19 protein-coding genes are annotated in these 12,985 nt (G+C 40.2%); 16 read left to right on the forward strand and 3 right to left on the reverse strand.

The genetic code is table 11. From position 1 onward, the window contains the following. Positions 1-9 precede the first annotated feature (9 nt). Positions 10-891 (reverse strand): ABC transporter ATP-binding protein, encoded by an 882-nt coding sequence (locus ACIPK1_RS07385; RefSeq protein ID WP_005237238.1) that lies wholly within the window; start codon positions 889-891, stop codon positions 10-12. Next, positions 888-1,274, reverse strand: coding sequence for a GntR family transcriptional regulator (locus ACIPK1_RS07390; protein ID WP_008377404.1), 387 nt, complete (start codon positions 1,272-1,274; stop codon positions 888-890). The genes ACIPK1_RS07385 and ACIPK1_RS07390 overlap by 4 nt, the downstream gene beginning before the upstream one ends. A 100-nt stretch (positions 1,275-1,374) precedes the next feature. Here ACIPK1_RS07390 and ACIPK1_RS07395 point away from each other — a divergent pair, with 100 nt between their 5' ends. Then, positions 1,375-1,953 carry a DNA-3-methyladenine glycosylase I gene (locus tag ACIPK1_RS07395; protein ID WP_016619836.1) on the forward strand — a complete coding sequence of 193 codons (579 nt, stop codon included), beginning with the start codon at positions 1,375-1,377 and terminating at the stop codon, positions 1,951-1,953. Positions 1,954-1,959: 6 nt separating this feature from the next. After that, positions 1,960-2,493, forward strand: a complete 534-nt coding sequence (locus ACIPK1_RS07400; RefSeq protein ID WP_005237235.1) for a dihydrofolate reductase family protein — start codon at positions 1,960-1,962, stop codon at positions 2,491-2,493. Positions 2,494-2,576: 83 nt separating this feature from the next. Here the strand turns inward: ACIPK1_RS07400 and ACIPK1_RS07405 are convergent, their stop codons facing one another. Then, positions 2,577-3,128, reverse strand: coding sequence for an NADPH-dependent FMN reductase (locus ACIPK1_RS07405; RefSeq protein ID WP_016613846.1), 552 nt, complete (start codon positions 3,126-3,128; stop codon positions 2,577-2,579). Between the two features lie 254 nt (positions 3,129-3,382). Between ACIPK1_RS07405 and rpsP the strand changes: the two genes are divergently transcribed. The 14 genes from rpsP (at position 3,383) to ACIPK1_RS07475 (ending at position 12,842) form a co-directional block, all read left to right on the forward strand. Next, entirely contained in the window at positions 3,383-3,658 is a 276-nt protein-coding gene (gene rpsP / locus ACIPK1_RS07410; RefSeq protein WP_005228917.1) for a 30S ribosomal protein S16, read from the forward strand. Between the two features lie 11 nt (positions 3,659-3,669). Then, a complete protein-coding gene (locus ACIPK1_RS07415) occupies positions 3,670-3,915 on the forward strand; it encodes a KH domain-containing protein (protein ID WP_005228918.1) in 246 nt (81 codons plus the stop codon). Between the two features lie 112 nt (positions 3,916-4,027). Then, the gene (locus ACIPK1_RS07420; RefSeq protein WP_400450403.1) at positions 4,028-4,285 is read left to right on the forward strand and encodes a hypothetical protein; all 258 of its coding nucleotides are present in this window, start codon (positions 4,028-4,030) and stop codon (positions 4,283-4,285) included. An 86-nt stretch (positions 4,286-4,371) separates the two neighbouring features. Then, the gene (locus tag ACIPK1_RS07425) at positions 4,372-5,196 is read left to right on the forward strand and encodes a hypothetical protein (RefSeq protein WP_400450404.1); all 825 of its coding nucleotides are present in this window, start codon (positions 4,372-4,374) and stop codon (positions 5,194-5,196) included. A 155-nt stretch (positions 5,197-5,351) separates the two neighbouring features. Then, positions 5,352-5,876 carry a ribosome maturation factor RimM gene (gene rimM, locus ACIPK1_RS07430; protein ID WP_005237231.1) on the forward strand — a complete coding sequence of 175 codons (525 nt, stop codon included), beginning with the start codon at positions 5,352-5,354 and terminating at the stop codon, positions 5,874-5,876. Then, entirely contained in the window at positions 5,866-6,612 is a 747-nt protein-coding gene (gene trmD, locus ACIPK1_RS07435; RefSeq protein ID WP_005237230.1) for a tRNA (guanosine(37)-N1)-methyltransferase TrmD, read from the forward strand. The genes rimM and trmD overlap by 11 nt, the downstream gene beginning before the upstream one ends. 166 nt (positions 6,613-6,778) lie before the next feature. After that, a complete protein-coding gene (gene rplS, locus ACIPK1_RS07440) occupies positions 6,779-7,126 on the forward strand; it encodes a 50S ribosomal protein L19 (RefSeq protein ID WP_002357176.1) in 348 nt (115 codons plus the stop codon). Positions 7,127-7,899: 773 nt separating this feature from the next. After that, positions 7,900-8,913: an alcohol dehydrogenase AdhP gene (gene adhP, locus ACIPK1_RS07445; RefSeq protein ID WP_086299213.1), complete on the forward strand. Its 1,014-nt coding sequence runs from the start codon at positions 7,900-7,902 to the stop codon at positions 8,911-8,913. A 95-nt stretch (positions 8,914-9,008) separates the two neighbouring features. Then, on the forward strand, positions 9,009-9,728 hold the full coding sequence (locus ACIPK1_RS07450) for an AraC family transcriptional regulator (protein ID WP_176257029.1): 720 nt from the start codon (positions 9,009-9,011) through the stop codon (positions 9,726-9,728). A 267-nt stretch (positions 9,729-9,995) separates the two neighbouring features. After that, complete coding sequence (locus ACIPK1_RS07455; protein ID WP_005237221.1) at positions 9,996-10,400, forward strand: VOC family protein; 405 nt, start codon at positions 9,996-9,998, stop codon at positions 10,398-10,400. 192 nt (positions 10,401-10,592) lie between these two features. Then, positions 10,593-11,024 (forward strand): Rrf2 family transcriptional regulator, encoded by a 432-nt coding sequence (locus ACIPK1_RS07460; protein WP_008377620.1) that lies wholly within the window; start codon positions 10,593-10,595, stop codon positions 11,022-11,024. A gap of 130 nt (positions 11,025-11,154) precedes the next feature. Further along, positions 11,155-11,805: an NAD(P)H-binding protein gene (locus ACIPK1_RS07465; protein ID WP_016613898.1), complete on the forward strand. Its 651-nt coding sequence runs from the start codon at positions 11,155-11,157 to the stop codon at positions 11,803-11,805. 166 nt (positions 11,806-11,971) lie between these two features. Beyond that, positions 11,972-12,433 (forward strand): GAF domain-containing protein, encoded by a 462-nt coding sequence (locus ACIPK1_RS07470; protein WP_400450407.1) that lies wholly within the window; start codon positions 11,972-11,974, stop codon positions 12,431-12,433. Between the two features lie 181 nt (positions 12,434-12,614). Next, the gene (locus tag ACIPK1_RS07475; protein ID WP_005237217.1) at positions 12,615-12,842 is read left to right on the forward strand and encodes a hypothetical protein; all 228 of its coding nucleotides are present in this window, start codon (positions 12,615-12,617) and stop codon (positions 12,840-12,842) included. The last annotated feature ends 143 nt before the right edge of the window (positions 12,843-12,985 follow it).

Consider the following 12,985-nt stretch of genomic DNA (forward strand, 5'->3'; position numbering starts at 1 on the left):
TTTCCACCTCTATCCTTCCACCAATGCTTCTTGTCGTAAATTTGCTTCAAACAGATCTTCCAAAGTCAAAGGTAATTCTTCGAAAACCAAAGGATCAAGTTGCTGGATCTCAGCCGCCAGCTCCTCTGTGTAATTGTCAAACAAAGCAGTCAAGACTCGACCTTGTTTTTGAATCAGCTTGGAGTGCTGCTTGATAAGGGGAGGAATCTGTTTGCTGCGAAAGACGAGTTGGAGTTTGCGAGATTGTTCGCGAATCGTTTCCAAACGGTAGTCTCCTTCAATCGTTTTCCCTTTGATCAACAAGGCACGATCAATAATATGTTCTAATTCATTTAGATTATGAGAAGCGATTAAGGCGGTACGATTCGACTCGCTGAGGCTTTCCAGCAATAATCCAATCACTTTTTTACGGACGATCACATCAAGCCCATCAAAAGGTTCGTCTAACAGTAAGAACGTCGCATTTGAGGCGATCGCAAGAATCATTTTATAAAGACCTTGCATACCTTTTGACATCCGTCGGTAGGAAAGCGTCAGAGGAAGACCGTGACTTTGCATCAATTCTAAGTAAAGATTCTGATCGAAATTTGGATAAGCAAGCCGATAAAATTGATTGAGCTTTTTCAAAGAGTAGGCCGAAAGAAAGTTTTCTTTTTCATCAATATAAAAAAGTTGTTCTTTTAATTGCGGATGCTGATCCAGGCGTTGGTTATCGATGGAAATCTCCCCATCATCTAGTAAATAATGCCCAGCAATCGTCCGAAACAACGTGGTTTTCCCAGAACCATTGCGGCCGATTAATCCTACGAGCTCTCCTTTTTCCAAAGAGAAGTTCACGTTTTCTAAGACAATTGTTTGTTCCATTTTCTTGGTCACATGCTCGATCTTCACTGTGGATCGCCTCCTAACTCTTGTTCAAAGCCATTCATCCAATCGCTCAGCTCACGCATGCTGATCTGTAAATGGCGTGCTTCGATCACCAATTCTTTCAAACGTTCTTTCACTTGTAAGATCCGAATCTCATCGCGTGGCAGATCCTCAGTAACTTTCACAAAGGTGCCTTTTCCTTTGATGGTGACAAGTACTTGCTCATTTTCCAATACTTTGTAGGCTTTGCTGACGGTATTTGGATTCATCAACAGGCGCTTGGCCATTTCACGAACCGAAGGTACTTGGTCTCCGGCGGTTAGAACACCGTTCAGAATATCTTCTTTGATACTTAAAACCAATTGCTCATAGTAAGGTTTGCTGCTGGCTTTGTTAATGCGAACCACAAAATCAGCTCCTTTCATTTATGTGTACTAGTATACGTAGTACACTGGTGGAAGTAAAGTCATTTATGATAAAATAAACAAAAAGGAGCTGATGAGGACAATGGAGCGATGTGAATGGGCCAACAGTACACCAGCAATGCAGGAGTATCATGATACGGTATGGGGAAAACCTGAGTATGAGGATCAGCAGTTGTTTCGAAAACTGGTGTTAGATATGAATCAAGCAGGATTGAGCTGGCAAACGATTTTAAACAAGATGGCGAATTTCGATGCAGCATACGATCAGTTTAATATCATAAAAGTAGCGAACTATACGGAAGAAAAAGTGGAAGAACTGATGATGAATCCAGGAATCATTCGCAATCGACGAAAGATTGAAGCAGCGATCATCAATGCCCAAGAAGTTTTAAAAATCCAGCAAGAATACGGCAGTTTCTCCGCATTCTTGTGGCGATATGTCAATCATGAGCCAGTCATCAATGAATTTCAGCAGCAATCCGATGTACCGACCCATTCGGAAATCTCCGATCAGCTAGCAAAAGACTTGAAAAAGCGAGGCTTTAAATTTGTCGGAACGACAACTATTTACGCGTTTATGGAAGCGGTCGGCATGGTTAATGATCACTTAGTCACTTGTGTTTGTCGAAGGTCAGAAGCAATCGTAAAAATAAAGGAGTGAGCCTAATTGGGAAAAGTGGTATTTTATGGTGCAATCAGCCTCGATGGCTATTTAGCAGGTATGGAGGATCAACTGGACTGGCTGTTTCAAACTGATACCGGTGTTGCAACGACCTATGAAGCATTTTTTGCAACCATCGACGCGACCGTGATGGGAAGAAAGACCTATCAAGAAGCAAAAAAACTGATGGATGATGGACTGCTATATCCTGAAAAGACCAACTATGTTTTTTCTCGTACCCGAAAAGAGCCGCTGCCGGATGCAACCCTAGTGTCAACGGATCCAGTTGCATTTGTTTCAGCATTAAAACAAGAGGAAAACGTATGGGTAGTAGGTGGGGGTTCCTTATTAAAACCATTGCTGGAAGCTGATTTGATCGATGAATGGTTTATTCAAATCGCGCCGGTGTTTTTAGGAGAGGGCAAGCGACTGTTTGAACCGGGGGATTATGCGAGACGCTTGACGTTTGTTGAAACAAAACAGATGGGGGAACTGACAGAACTTCATTTTGTCCGAAAGTCTGTGTCAGGCAGCGAGTAAAAAGCGCAAACGATTATTCTTCACAGTAAAAAGACCAAGAAACTCAGTGCCGAGTTTCTTGGTCTTTTTGTTTGGATTCTTAATTAGTTGAATCGTTGAAAGAGTTCAATATATTTTGCAATGATCGTTTCAAAGAAGCTTACTGTATCTGGGTTGATTTCGTTGTTTTCATCAATCAAGTTGGTGATTCCACCGATATAGGCTTCTGGTTGTTGTAGAGTAGGCATATCCAAAAAGACTAATGATTGACGTAGGTGATGGTTTGCACCAAACCCAGCGATCGCTCCTGGAGAAACGCTGACAACCAAAGCTGGTTTGCCACCCCAACTGCTAGCACCGTAAGGACGAGAACCAACATCTAATGCATTTTTCAATGCTGCAGGAACAGAACGATTGTATTCTGGTGTAAAGAAGAAGACCCCGTCAACGGCGCTTAATGCTTCCCGAAATGCTGTCCATTCAGCAGGAACTTTTCCTTCAACTTCCAAATCTTCATTGTAAAAAGGCAAGTTGCCGATTTCGATGAAAGATGCTTCAAAACCTTCTGGTAATAATGATGCGAATTTTTTCGCTACGAGTTTATTAAATGATCCTTCCCGTAAACTGCCGACGATAAAACCAATTTTTTTTGTCATGTAAATTTCCTCCTTGTTGTTTTCTACTCATTAAGCTTACCAAAAGTAAGTGGATGGTGCAAATAAAACGATTTGACTTTAAAAAGTTTCTCTATTACTAATGATACGCGTCCTGATTCATTCTGGCAAAAGATAACCATGCTTAGAAATTAAGAAAGAAGAAACTTTTTTTAGCTGTAAAGAAAAAACTCTTTACACCATCGGAAAAACCTGTTAAACTAGCTCTTGTGATTAAATCAATGGAGGTGTAAATAATGGCAGTAAAAATTCGTTTAAAACGCATGGGTTCTAAAAAGAAACCTTTTTACCGTATCGTCGTAGCAGATTCACGTTCTCCTCGTGACGGACGTTTCATCGAAACAGTTGGTACTTACAATCCTTTACTAGACCCAGCTGAAGTGACAATCAAAGAAGATTTAGTTCTTGATTGGTTATCTAAAGGTGCGCAACCTTCAGATACAGTTCGTAACATCCTTTCTAAAGAAGGCGTTATGAAAAAACACCACGAAGCAAAATTCACTAAGAAATAAGGTGACTTTGGATGAAAGATTTGCAAGAATTAGTCTTAACGATCGTTTCACCACTTGTTACCAAACCTGAGGATATCAAGCTTGAGCTGGTAGAGTCAGATGATTTCTTGGAATATAATCTTACTGTGGCACCAGAGGATATTGGTCGTATCATCGGTAAACAAGGTCGGGTTGCCAAAGCAATTCGAACAATCGTTTACAGTGTACGGACAAATGGACCAAAAAAAGTTCGTTTGAATATCATTGATGGTAAATAAGCAAGAATGAAAAGCATTTCTCTTTGAGGAATGCTTTTTTTGTAAAATTCATGCTTAAGATGGAGGACAAAAAAAGGTGGTTTTGAGATAATCAAAAGGAGGAGGTGCTTGTATGTCTCAACTAATCGCATGGATCGTCGTTCTTTTGATCCTCGTCTTTATTTATAAAATTGGTTCTTTTCTTTGGCGAACGCTAGGGATCTTGTTGTTGCTCTTTTTAATTTGGGTCTATCGTGAGGAGATCATGACGCAATTGAACCAATGGACACAAAACTTTCGTTGGGGCGACCTATCGACGATCGCCAATCAAGTTTGGCAATGGATCAAGGCTGGCTTTCAATCACTGCAAAATTGGGTGACAAATCTTTAAAAAATCAACAAAAAAATGACAGACAATCTGACTTGTTTGTCATTTTTTTTATTGAGGGGTATTCTTTGTATAAGGAGGGGAACATCATGAAAAAAGAACTAGGATTATTCGTTACGCTGCTGACGATGGGCGCCTTAGCTGGCTGCAATAATCAACAGGAACCAGAAACCAGTCAAGCCAGTAGTGCCGAAACAACAGCGACGAGTATGGTGGAAAGTACCCAAACGCAAGCAAGTAGTCAATCAGAAACAAGTCAATCAAGTACGTCTTCTAGTCAGGCGGCTTCTAGGGATTCTTCAAACACGAATAGTACTGCAGATATCTACGCTCAAATACAAGCGGCATTCCCTGATCTTGTCTTGCCCAAGGACATTCCACTTGCTTCAGGTAAAGTGTTGAATGCGGCCACAGCTGGCAGTCAGTCCGATGCTTCGATTCTTTATTATGGACTTGATAAGCAGCTGCCTCTCAATGACAAGGCTTTGAACGAGGAAACACCGATTGCTGCTTTTCAATCAAAAGACTATCAATCAGCGGATGAAGCTGCTGCAGCGGTCAATGTAACAGCTGATGATGGCGGACAAGCCGTTGATCTCGGATATGGCATTACTGGGCATATGCAAGGAGCTGCTGGCTCCAGTTATTTGAGCTGGCAAGAAGGAAATTGGTCATTGACTGTTCGAGCAGTCAATCAAGAGGAACAAGATCCAGTTCCGGTTGCCAAAGAAGTGGTAGCGTATCTGGAAGAAGCTATGCTCCCAGCGCCTGAGGTCGGTCAAATCACTATCGATATGGGAAAAAATGAACATACAGCAACTACAGTGGTTTGGCAACAAGAAAAGACCCTTCGAACGGTGCAACATCAAGATGCACGTTCAGCATTGAAAATGGCCGTTTCTATGAATCAATAAGGTTCATATTAGGACAATGCCCCTTTGATCAAGCGTCGAAGGGGCATTTTTCGCGCGATGATTTTGAGGAAAACATGGGGCGCTAGGAAACGGCTAGAATTCGCTACTTTGCTATGCTAAAATAGAACAGAAGTTAGAAGAAATGGGGAACGAACGTGACAGAATATTTAAACGTAGGAAAAATCGTCAATACACATGGAATCCGTGGAGAAGTACGTGTGATATCACAAACGGATTTTCCAGAAGAACGCTACCGTAAAGGGGCCGAATTGACACTTTTTCGTGAAAATAAAGAGCCAATAACATTGATTGTTTCAGGTCATCGCAAACACAAAAACTTTGATTTAGTGACGTTTGAGGGCTATCCCAATATTAACGATGTTGAACCGTTTCGTAACGGCATTTTAAAAGTTACCAAGGATGATTTGGTGGATTTAGCAGAAAATGAGTTTTACTACCATGAAATTATTGGTCTGGAAGTCGTCGAAGAAGATGGCACAATCATTGGTAAAGTCAAAGAGATCCTTTCACCAGGTGCCAATGACGTTTGGGTCGTTCAACGAAAAGGGAAGAAGGATGCCTTGATTCCTTATATCGAGTCGGTTGTCCACACGATCGATCTTGAAAATGGTCAGGTCACTGTGGAAATCCCAGAGGGGTTGTTAGACGATGAGAATTGATGTATTGACACTATTTCCGCGAATGTTCGAAGGTCCTCTAGGAGAATCGATCATTGGCAAAGCAAGGGAAAAGGGACTGTTAGAAATCAACGTCTCAAATTTCCGTGACTATTCCGACAACAAACATCAAACAGTGGATGACTATCCTTATGGTGGCGGAGCAGGAATGTTATTAAAAGTCCAACCTGTCTATGACAATATCAAAGCGATCGAAGAAGCAGCACCAGAAACGAAGAAACGCGTGATCCTTTTAGACCCAGCGGGGAAACCTTTTGATCAAAAGATGGCAGAAGAATTTTCTACCGAAGAGCACCTCGTCTTCATTTGTGGTCATTATGAAGGATACGATGAACGAATCCGTTCATTGGTCACTGATGAAGTGTCACTGGGAGATTACGTCTTGACTGGCGGCGAATTGGGTGCAATGGTCATGATCGATGCGACGGTCAGACTATTACCAGAAGTTTTAGGCAATCAAACCTCCGCACAAACCGATTCTCATTCCACTGGTTTATTAGAACATCCGCAATATACACGCCCAGCAGAGTTTAAAGGCATGAAAGTACCAGAAGTTTTGATGAATGGCAATCATAAATTGATCGAGCAGTGGCAATTAAAAGAATCATTGCGCCGCACCTTTCAGCGCCGACCTGATATGCTAGAAAATTATCCGTTGACGGAAGAAATGCAGAAGCTTTTAAAAGAAATTGAAGAAGAAGCGAAAGCTGGCAACTAAAATAGTGCCAGTTTTTTTGATATTCTGCGCGATGACAAGAAAATTCTCTTTACAGCCTGTGGTCGACTGTGGTAAGATGTTTCAGTGAGTGTAAACTCAACTATTACGATGTTCCGCTGGAGCTTTCATGCTTTAAGAATGTTTGGGAATAAGGAGAATGATAAACATGAATCCATTGATTCAAGAACTAACTCAAGAACAATTACGTACTGACATCCCAGCTTTCCGTCCTGGGGACACTGTTCGCGTTCACGCGAAAGTTGTCGAAGGAACTCGCGAACGTATCCAGTTATTTGAAGGTGTTGTCATCAAACGCCGCGGTGCTGGTATCAGCGAAACTTATACAGTTCGTAAAGTATCAAACGGTGTAGGTGTTGAACGTACCTTCCCATTGCACACACCACGTGTTGCACAAATCGAAGTTGTTCGTTACGGTAAAGTACGTCGTGCAAAATTGTACTACTTACGTGCATTACACGGAAAAGCAGCTCGTATCAAAGAAATTCGTCGTTAATCATTTATTATCAGATGAAGCAAAAGCCCTTGATTTCAAGGGCTTTTTTCTTTTGTCTGAGGTGAAAAAAACTTTCTATTCGTTGTGATAAAATCATGAAACGACTATAAGAACAGGAGGGGATCATTGCTGCATACCGCTGGGTACCCTTGTATTTTGATGGGAACAGTCGTCTGAGTAAAACACAATGCCATCGACTGAAACTTTTTGTGGACATTTATCGGCTATCCGATAGTGACAGATTGCAGGTTGTCGATTGTTTGATCGATCACCTTTCAGCACTAGTTGCTTTTATGTGCAGAGAAGGAGAAAAAGGGAGTGAAAATTGTTAGAAAAACACTGATGAGGGACATCACGTTAAATACCAATATGACATTCAGCGCTGAAAGAAAATAAATCGCAAATCACCGAATTGATAAAAAAAGGATTAGAGAATAACAGTGAAGACCAAGATTACATGTTTATGTAATTTCCTCTTGATAGGTTTTATTAAAACTTTTGTTATTTATATGATGGTTTTTTTCGCTTTTTTAGTCCTTGTAGTTTATTGAATTTGAAATATAAGAAAAAAACTTGAATTATTTCATTATTTTTTTCTCATAAATGATTACAGAAAAAAAGCAATATATTCCCCTTTTTTTGATGGTTTCTATGGTAACCTTCTCGATAGGGAACTTTCTTTTATCTAGCTATTGCTGACCTCTTCGTGTTAGTTAATTACTTCACAAATAAAAGGAAGTTCTTTATTTAAATGAATTGAAAGAGGTGTCTTTATGAAAGCAGCTGTAGTATCAAACGATAAGGTTGTAAAAATTGAGGAAAAAGAATTGAGAGCGCTTCGTCCGAATGAAGCATTATTGAAAATGGAGTGTTGTGGTGTCTGCCATACGGACTTGCATGTAAAAGATGGTGACTTCGGAGATGCATCTGGAATCGTACTCGGTCACGAGGGAATCGGTAAAGTGGTCGCGATCGGTGATGATGTTACTTCTCTAGCAATCGGTGACCGTGCAAGTGTCGCTTGGTTATATGAAAGCTGTGGATCATGCGAATACTGTGTGAACGGGAATGAATCATTATGCCGTTCCGTTAGAAACGCCGGATATTCTGTAGATGGCGGTATGGCTGAAGAGTGTATCGTTGTAGCTGACTATGCAGTGAAGGTACCAGAGGGCTTAGGTTCTGCTGAAGCCAGCAGCATTACTTGTGCAGGTGTAACCACATATAAAGCGGTAAAAGTTTCTGACATTAAACCAGGTCAATGGATCGCGATCTATGGTTTAGGAGGATTAGGAAACCTAGCCTTGCAATATGCAAAAAATGTCTTTAATGCAAAAGTGATTGGGATTGATATCAACGAGAAACAATTGGACTTTGCAAAAGATCATGGCGCTGACCTTGTGATCAATCCTGCGAAAGAAGATGCGGCAAAAATCATTCAAGAAGCAACCGGCGGCGCACATGCAGCTGTAGTAACAGCTGTTTCAAAAGCAGCCTTCAATTCTGCTGTCGATGCCGTTCGTGCGGGCGGTACGATTGTAGCGGTTGGTCTTCCACCAGAAAGCATGGACTTGAACATTCCTCGACTTGTATTGGACGGTATTAAAATCGTCGGTTCCCTTGTTGGAACACGGACTGATTTAGCAGAAGCTTTCCAATTCGCAGCTGAAGGAAAAGTCGTTCCTAAAGTTGTCATGCGTCAGTTAGAAGAGATCAATGATATTTTTGATGAAATGCTTTCAGGAAAAATCAAAGGGCGAATGGTCATTGATTTTCAAGAGAAATAAATAGAAAAACCAACGGGTGAATTTTAAACGAAGGAGAAGATTTCGTGTGTAACTTATTGATCATTGATAGCAAAGAGCATGGAGCAGTTAACGATATGATTCGTTTGATCGATCGTCATTTTCCGAATGTCATCTTGCTTCCGACGGTTTGTTCAAAAAAAGCGCTTCAGCGTACCTGTCTTGAGCAGCCGGTTGAAATTGCAGTGATTAATGCGGATGGCGAAGAGGACTCTTTTGAATTATATAAAGTATTGCTTTCATTTTGCCCTAATGCAAAAGCAATTTTGTATTCTGCTGTAGAAAGTTTTGCTATCGCTCAAAAAGCGTTGCGTTACGGCTTGATTGATTACTTGGTCGAACCGATCACAAATGATTTTGTTTATGCATTGGATCGGGGAATTCAATCCATCAATCAGATTTCCTTGCTACACATCGAGAAAAATAATGAGGCTTCTCCTTCGCTTTCTTTAAGACATAAGATATTGCGCTATATTCATGAAAATTATAGAGAACATATTACGTTAGATACTTTAGCAGATCACCTGCATTTAAGCCGGTATCACACCAGTCGTTTGATCAAGAATACATTAGGAATGACCTTTTCTTTGTACTTGATGATTTATCGTATTGAAGTTGCCAAAAAAGAACTATCAACAAGTGATCGATCAATCAGTGAAATCTCTGTCAGAGCAGGATTCAATGATCCAAATTATTTTAGTAAGAAATTTAAAAAAGCAACTACTTATACGCCAAAAGAGTATCGGAAAATTTATCGTGGGAAAGCTACCGTGATCGATTCAAGACTTGAGCTTTAAGTATTGAAAAAAACAGATCAGCTTGCAGTTGAATTGATTAGCGAAAAAATGACTTCTATGTGATGCGTATCTGGTTACTTTTCCATAGATGATAAAAGCAAAAGGCCTTTCATGAAAAGGTTTTTTTGCTTGGAAAAACGAGTTTTGAATGAGCTGATAGAAACCAACGGCGTAGGATAAGGTCTGATGTTTTTGTGAATCCAACGATAGATGCTATAATGAGAGCGGATTCATCAATACAACTTATCAAAGAAAAGAGGCAAGAAAATGGCGAATAAAATGGTGTTTATAAATTTGCCTGTCACTGATATCAAACGTGCAACCTCCTTTTATGAAGCGTTGGGATTTGTCAAAAATGAAGAGTTCTCAAACGAGACTAGCAGCGGAATGGTTTGGAGTGAATCGATTTGGATAATGTTGTTAGAACATGAGTTTTATCAACAGTTTCTGAATGGCAGACGTATTGGGGATACGAAGAACACGAGTAGTGCATTGATCGCGTTTAGCTTTGATACGCCAGAAGAAGCGAAGAATTTTGCAAAGATTGCAGAAGCAAATGGTGGCCAATCGTTCCAAGTTGATATGGGGATTCCAGAGGATATGATGGTCGGCTATGAAATCGTTGATCCCGACGGCAATCAGCTTGAATCTGCATGGATGAATGGCTATTAGCAAAGTGATTGTTTAAATAAAAAGTAAAAAAGTGGTTCAGGATGCAGTTCCCTCAAGAAGTTAGGCTTTTGTACTAACTTTTTGAGGGCTGCTTTTTCTTGACGGGATTCTTGAGTTTTGTAAGATTGATCAGTCCCCTTTGTCTAAATGCTAAAAAAGAGGTATGATACAAGAAAAAGGAGTGGAGACGAAGTGAAATATTCAACCAAATACAGCGACGCCATTCACATCCTCGCTTACATCCACCTCTTTAAAGGAACTGATTTATCAAGTGATCGGATCGCCCAGAGCGTTGAAACGAATCCTGCTTATGTTCGCCGGATTATGAGTGATTTACGGGTTGCTGGATTGATCGAAAGCCAAAGAGGAAAACCAAACCCTAAACTAACGAAGGAACCAAATGAGATTTCTTTGTTAGACATTTATGCGAGTGTTGAAAAAGATCACCATCTTTTACATGCAGACAAAAAAACCAACCCCAACTGCTTAATTGGGGGGAATATCCAAGCGGTATTAGAAGAAACCTATGATGTGCTGCAAAAGAAAATCGAGCAAGAGATGAGCGCCATCTCGCTGCAATCAATCATTGAAGGCATTCAAGGAGAGGCCGATCAAGTAGATTGAACGGACACAACACAGTAAAAAGAACTTTCACCTGCTAAGCAATTTCTTGACAGGAAAGAAAGTTTCTTTTATACTCTAGTTGTAACTTGATTAGTAACAACTATTTTAGTCAAACAAAAGATGAGGAAGGATGATTATCATGAAAATCGGTGTTATTGGCGCAACAGGAAATGCAGGTTCAGCTATTTATCAAGAAGCAGTACAGCGAGGACATGAAGTGACTGCTATTGTTAGAAATGAAGTTAAAGCCAAAGAACAATTTGGTGATACAGTCAAAACACTTACAAAAGATGCTTTTTCGTTAACAGAAGAAGACCTCGACGGATTTGATGTGTTGGTCGATGCGTTTGCGACAAGTCCTGACCAAGCGTACTTGCATGTGGATCTGGCAGCAAAATTGGTTCATTTGTTTCGAGAAAAGAACACGCGCTTGTTCTTCATTTTAGGAGCTGGCAGCTTGTTCAATGAAGCGGGTGAACGCAATCTTACCGAATTGAAAAAAGCCCCAGGAAGTGAAAGCTGGATCGCGATCCCAGAAAATCAGTTAGATGAATATCTCTTTTTAGAAACCGTCAAAAATGTTCATTGGGTCGGGATTTCTCCAGGAAATCTATTTCAAGAGGGACCAGCTAAACCAGCGATTTTAGGCAAAGATCACTTGCTTTTCAACGACCAAAAGAAATCAGTAACTTCCAGCGGTACGTTAGCCAAAGCAATTCTTGATGAAATTGAAACAGTGCAACATGAAAATACTCGTTTTACTGTGATTGATGCAGAGTAGGTTCAACAAATGATTGACCCAATCGATCAGAATCGATAGCTGCATAGGTTGGCAAGTAGACTGTTTCAGGCAACATCTTTTTTCACAATTTTTGTTTCCAATACCCAATAATTTAGACAAGACAAATCCTCTGTCTTTGCTTATAATCAAGGACAGAGGTGATAAAATGAATAAAAAAATCGAAGCGTATGAATTGATGCTTCTGCAATTAAAAGGGTTGCTAGAAGCGGAGAGTAATTGGATCGCCAACCTAGCCAACTCTTCTGCTTTACTGAATGAAACATTGGAAGATACAGTGTTTGCCGGCTATTATTTGTTTGAAGAAGGCGAGCTGATTTTAGGTCCATTCCAAGGAAGAGTCTCTTGCACCAGAATCACATTAGGCAAAGGGGTTTGTGGGGAATCAGCGGAGAAAAAAACCACATTGATCGTACCCAATGTCAAAGAACATGAAAATTATATTTCTTGTGACTCAGCAGCGATGTCTGAAATCGTAGTTCCCATGGTGGTTGATGATCAGTTGCTTGGAGTGCTGGATATCGATAGTGGAAAAACGAACAGCTATGATGCGATCGATCAGAAATATCTGGAAGAATTTGCTGCTTTATTGGTAGCAAGACGTCAATAAAGTACTTGTTTTTTAATTTTAACTATAAAACAACATAATGTTTTTAAGTGGGGCGTTCATTGAATAATGAACGCTTTTTTTAGTTATTATTTAAAAATGAAGGGCATATTACTTTATTTAATTAAAATTAGATGATAATATGATAATACAATTAGAAAAACGAGTTTTTAAGGAGAGAATTATGGAAGCAGAAACAATTGTATTAGGTAAAGCATATGAATGTAAACCAGTCGGCTTACAAAGCCGCGTGATCGGTGAAGTGGTCAGAAAAATGGAACGGTGTGTCGTATTAAATGTGATCCGCTACGATGGGATCGATCATGAAGATATCGAAGAACGTTGCGGACGAGTAGTTGCAAAATACAATGAGATCTATCAACCAGCGCTAGTTGAATGCTTTTTTAGCTGATCCATTGGTAATCACCCAATCAAAATAAAATGAAACCATGCATGTAAACCAATTCCCTTAAAAAAAGACTGTTTCTCAGAAGCAGTCTCTTTTTTGATTCTTAGACTCAGGTACCTAGCAAAAGAAGTGCTATAATAGGCGAG

Source organism: Enterococcus sp. NPDC086594, assembly GCF_044746145.1.
GTDB lineage: Bacteria > Bacillota > Bacilli > Lactobacillales > Enterococcaceae > Enterococcus_D > Enterococcus_D entomosocium.

Coding starts and splice junctions, on each gene's coding strand:
- ACIPK1_RS07475 (WP_005237217.1), top strand. CDS start 12,615: ATGGAAGCAGAAACAATTGTATTAGGTAAAGCATATGAATGTAAACCA.
- ACIPK1_RS07450 (WP_176257029.1), top strand. CDS start 9,009: ATGATTCGTTTGATCGATCGTCATTTTCCGAATGTCATCTTGCTTCCG.
- ACIPK1_RS07395 (WP_016619836.1), top strand. CDS start 1,375: ATGGAGCGATGTGAATGGGCCAACAGTACACCAGCAATGCAGGAGTAT.
- ACIPK1_RS07455 (WP_005237221.1), top strand. CDS start 9,996: ATGGCGAATAAAATGGTGTTTATAAATTTGCCTGTCACTGATATCAAA.
- rpsP (WP_005228917.1), top strand. CDS start 3,383: ATGGCAGTAAAAATTCGTTTAAAACGCATGGGTTCTAAAAAGAAACCT.
- ACIPK1_RS07405 (WP_016613846.1), bottom strand. CDS start 3,128: ATGACAAAAAAAATTGGTTTTATCGTCGGCAGTTTACGGGAAGGATCA.
- ACIPK1_RS07415 (WP_005228918.1), top strand. CDS start 3,670: ATGAAAGATTTGCAAGAATTAGTCTTAACGATCGTTTCACCACTTGTT.
- ACIPK1_RS07420 (WP_400450403.1), top strand. CDS start 4,028: ATGTCTCAACTAATCGCATGGATCGTCGTTCTTTTGATCCTCGTCTTT.
- adhP (WP_086299213.1), top strand. CDS start 7,900: ATGAAAGCAGCTGTAGTATCAAACGATAAGGTTGTAAAAATTGAGGAA.
- rplS (WP_002357176.1), top strand. CDS start 6,779: ATGAATCCATTGATTCAAGAACTAACTCAAGAACAATTACGTACTGAC.
- ACIPK1_RS07425 (WP_400450404.1), top strand. CDS start 4,372: ATGAAAAAAGAACTAGGATTATTCGTTACGCTGCTGACGATGGGCGCC.
- ACIPK1_RS07470 (WP_400450407.1), top strand. CDS start 11,972: ATGAATAAAAAAATCGAAGCGTATGAATTGATGCTTCTGCAATTAAAA.
- trmD (WP_005237230.1), top strand. CDS start 5,866: ATGAGAATTGATGTATTGACACTATTTCCGCGAATGTTCGAAGGTCCT.
- ACIPK1_RS07465 (WP_016613898.1), top strand. CDS start 11,155: ATGATTATCATGAAAATCGGTGTTATTGGCGCAACAGGAAATGCAGGT.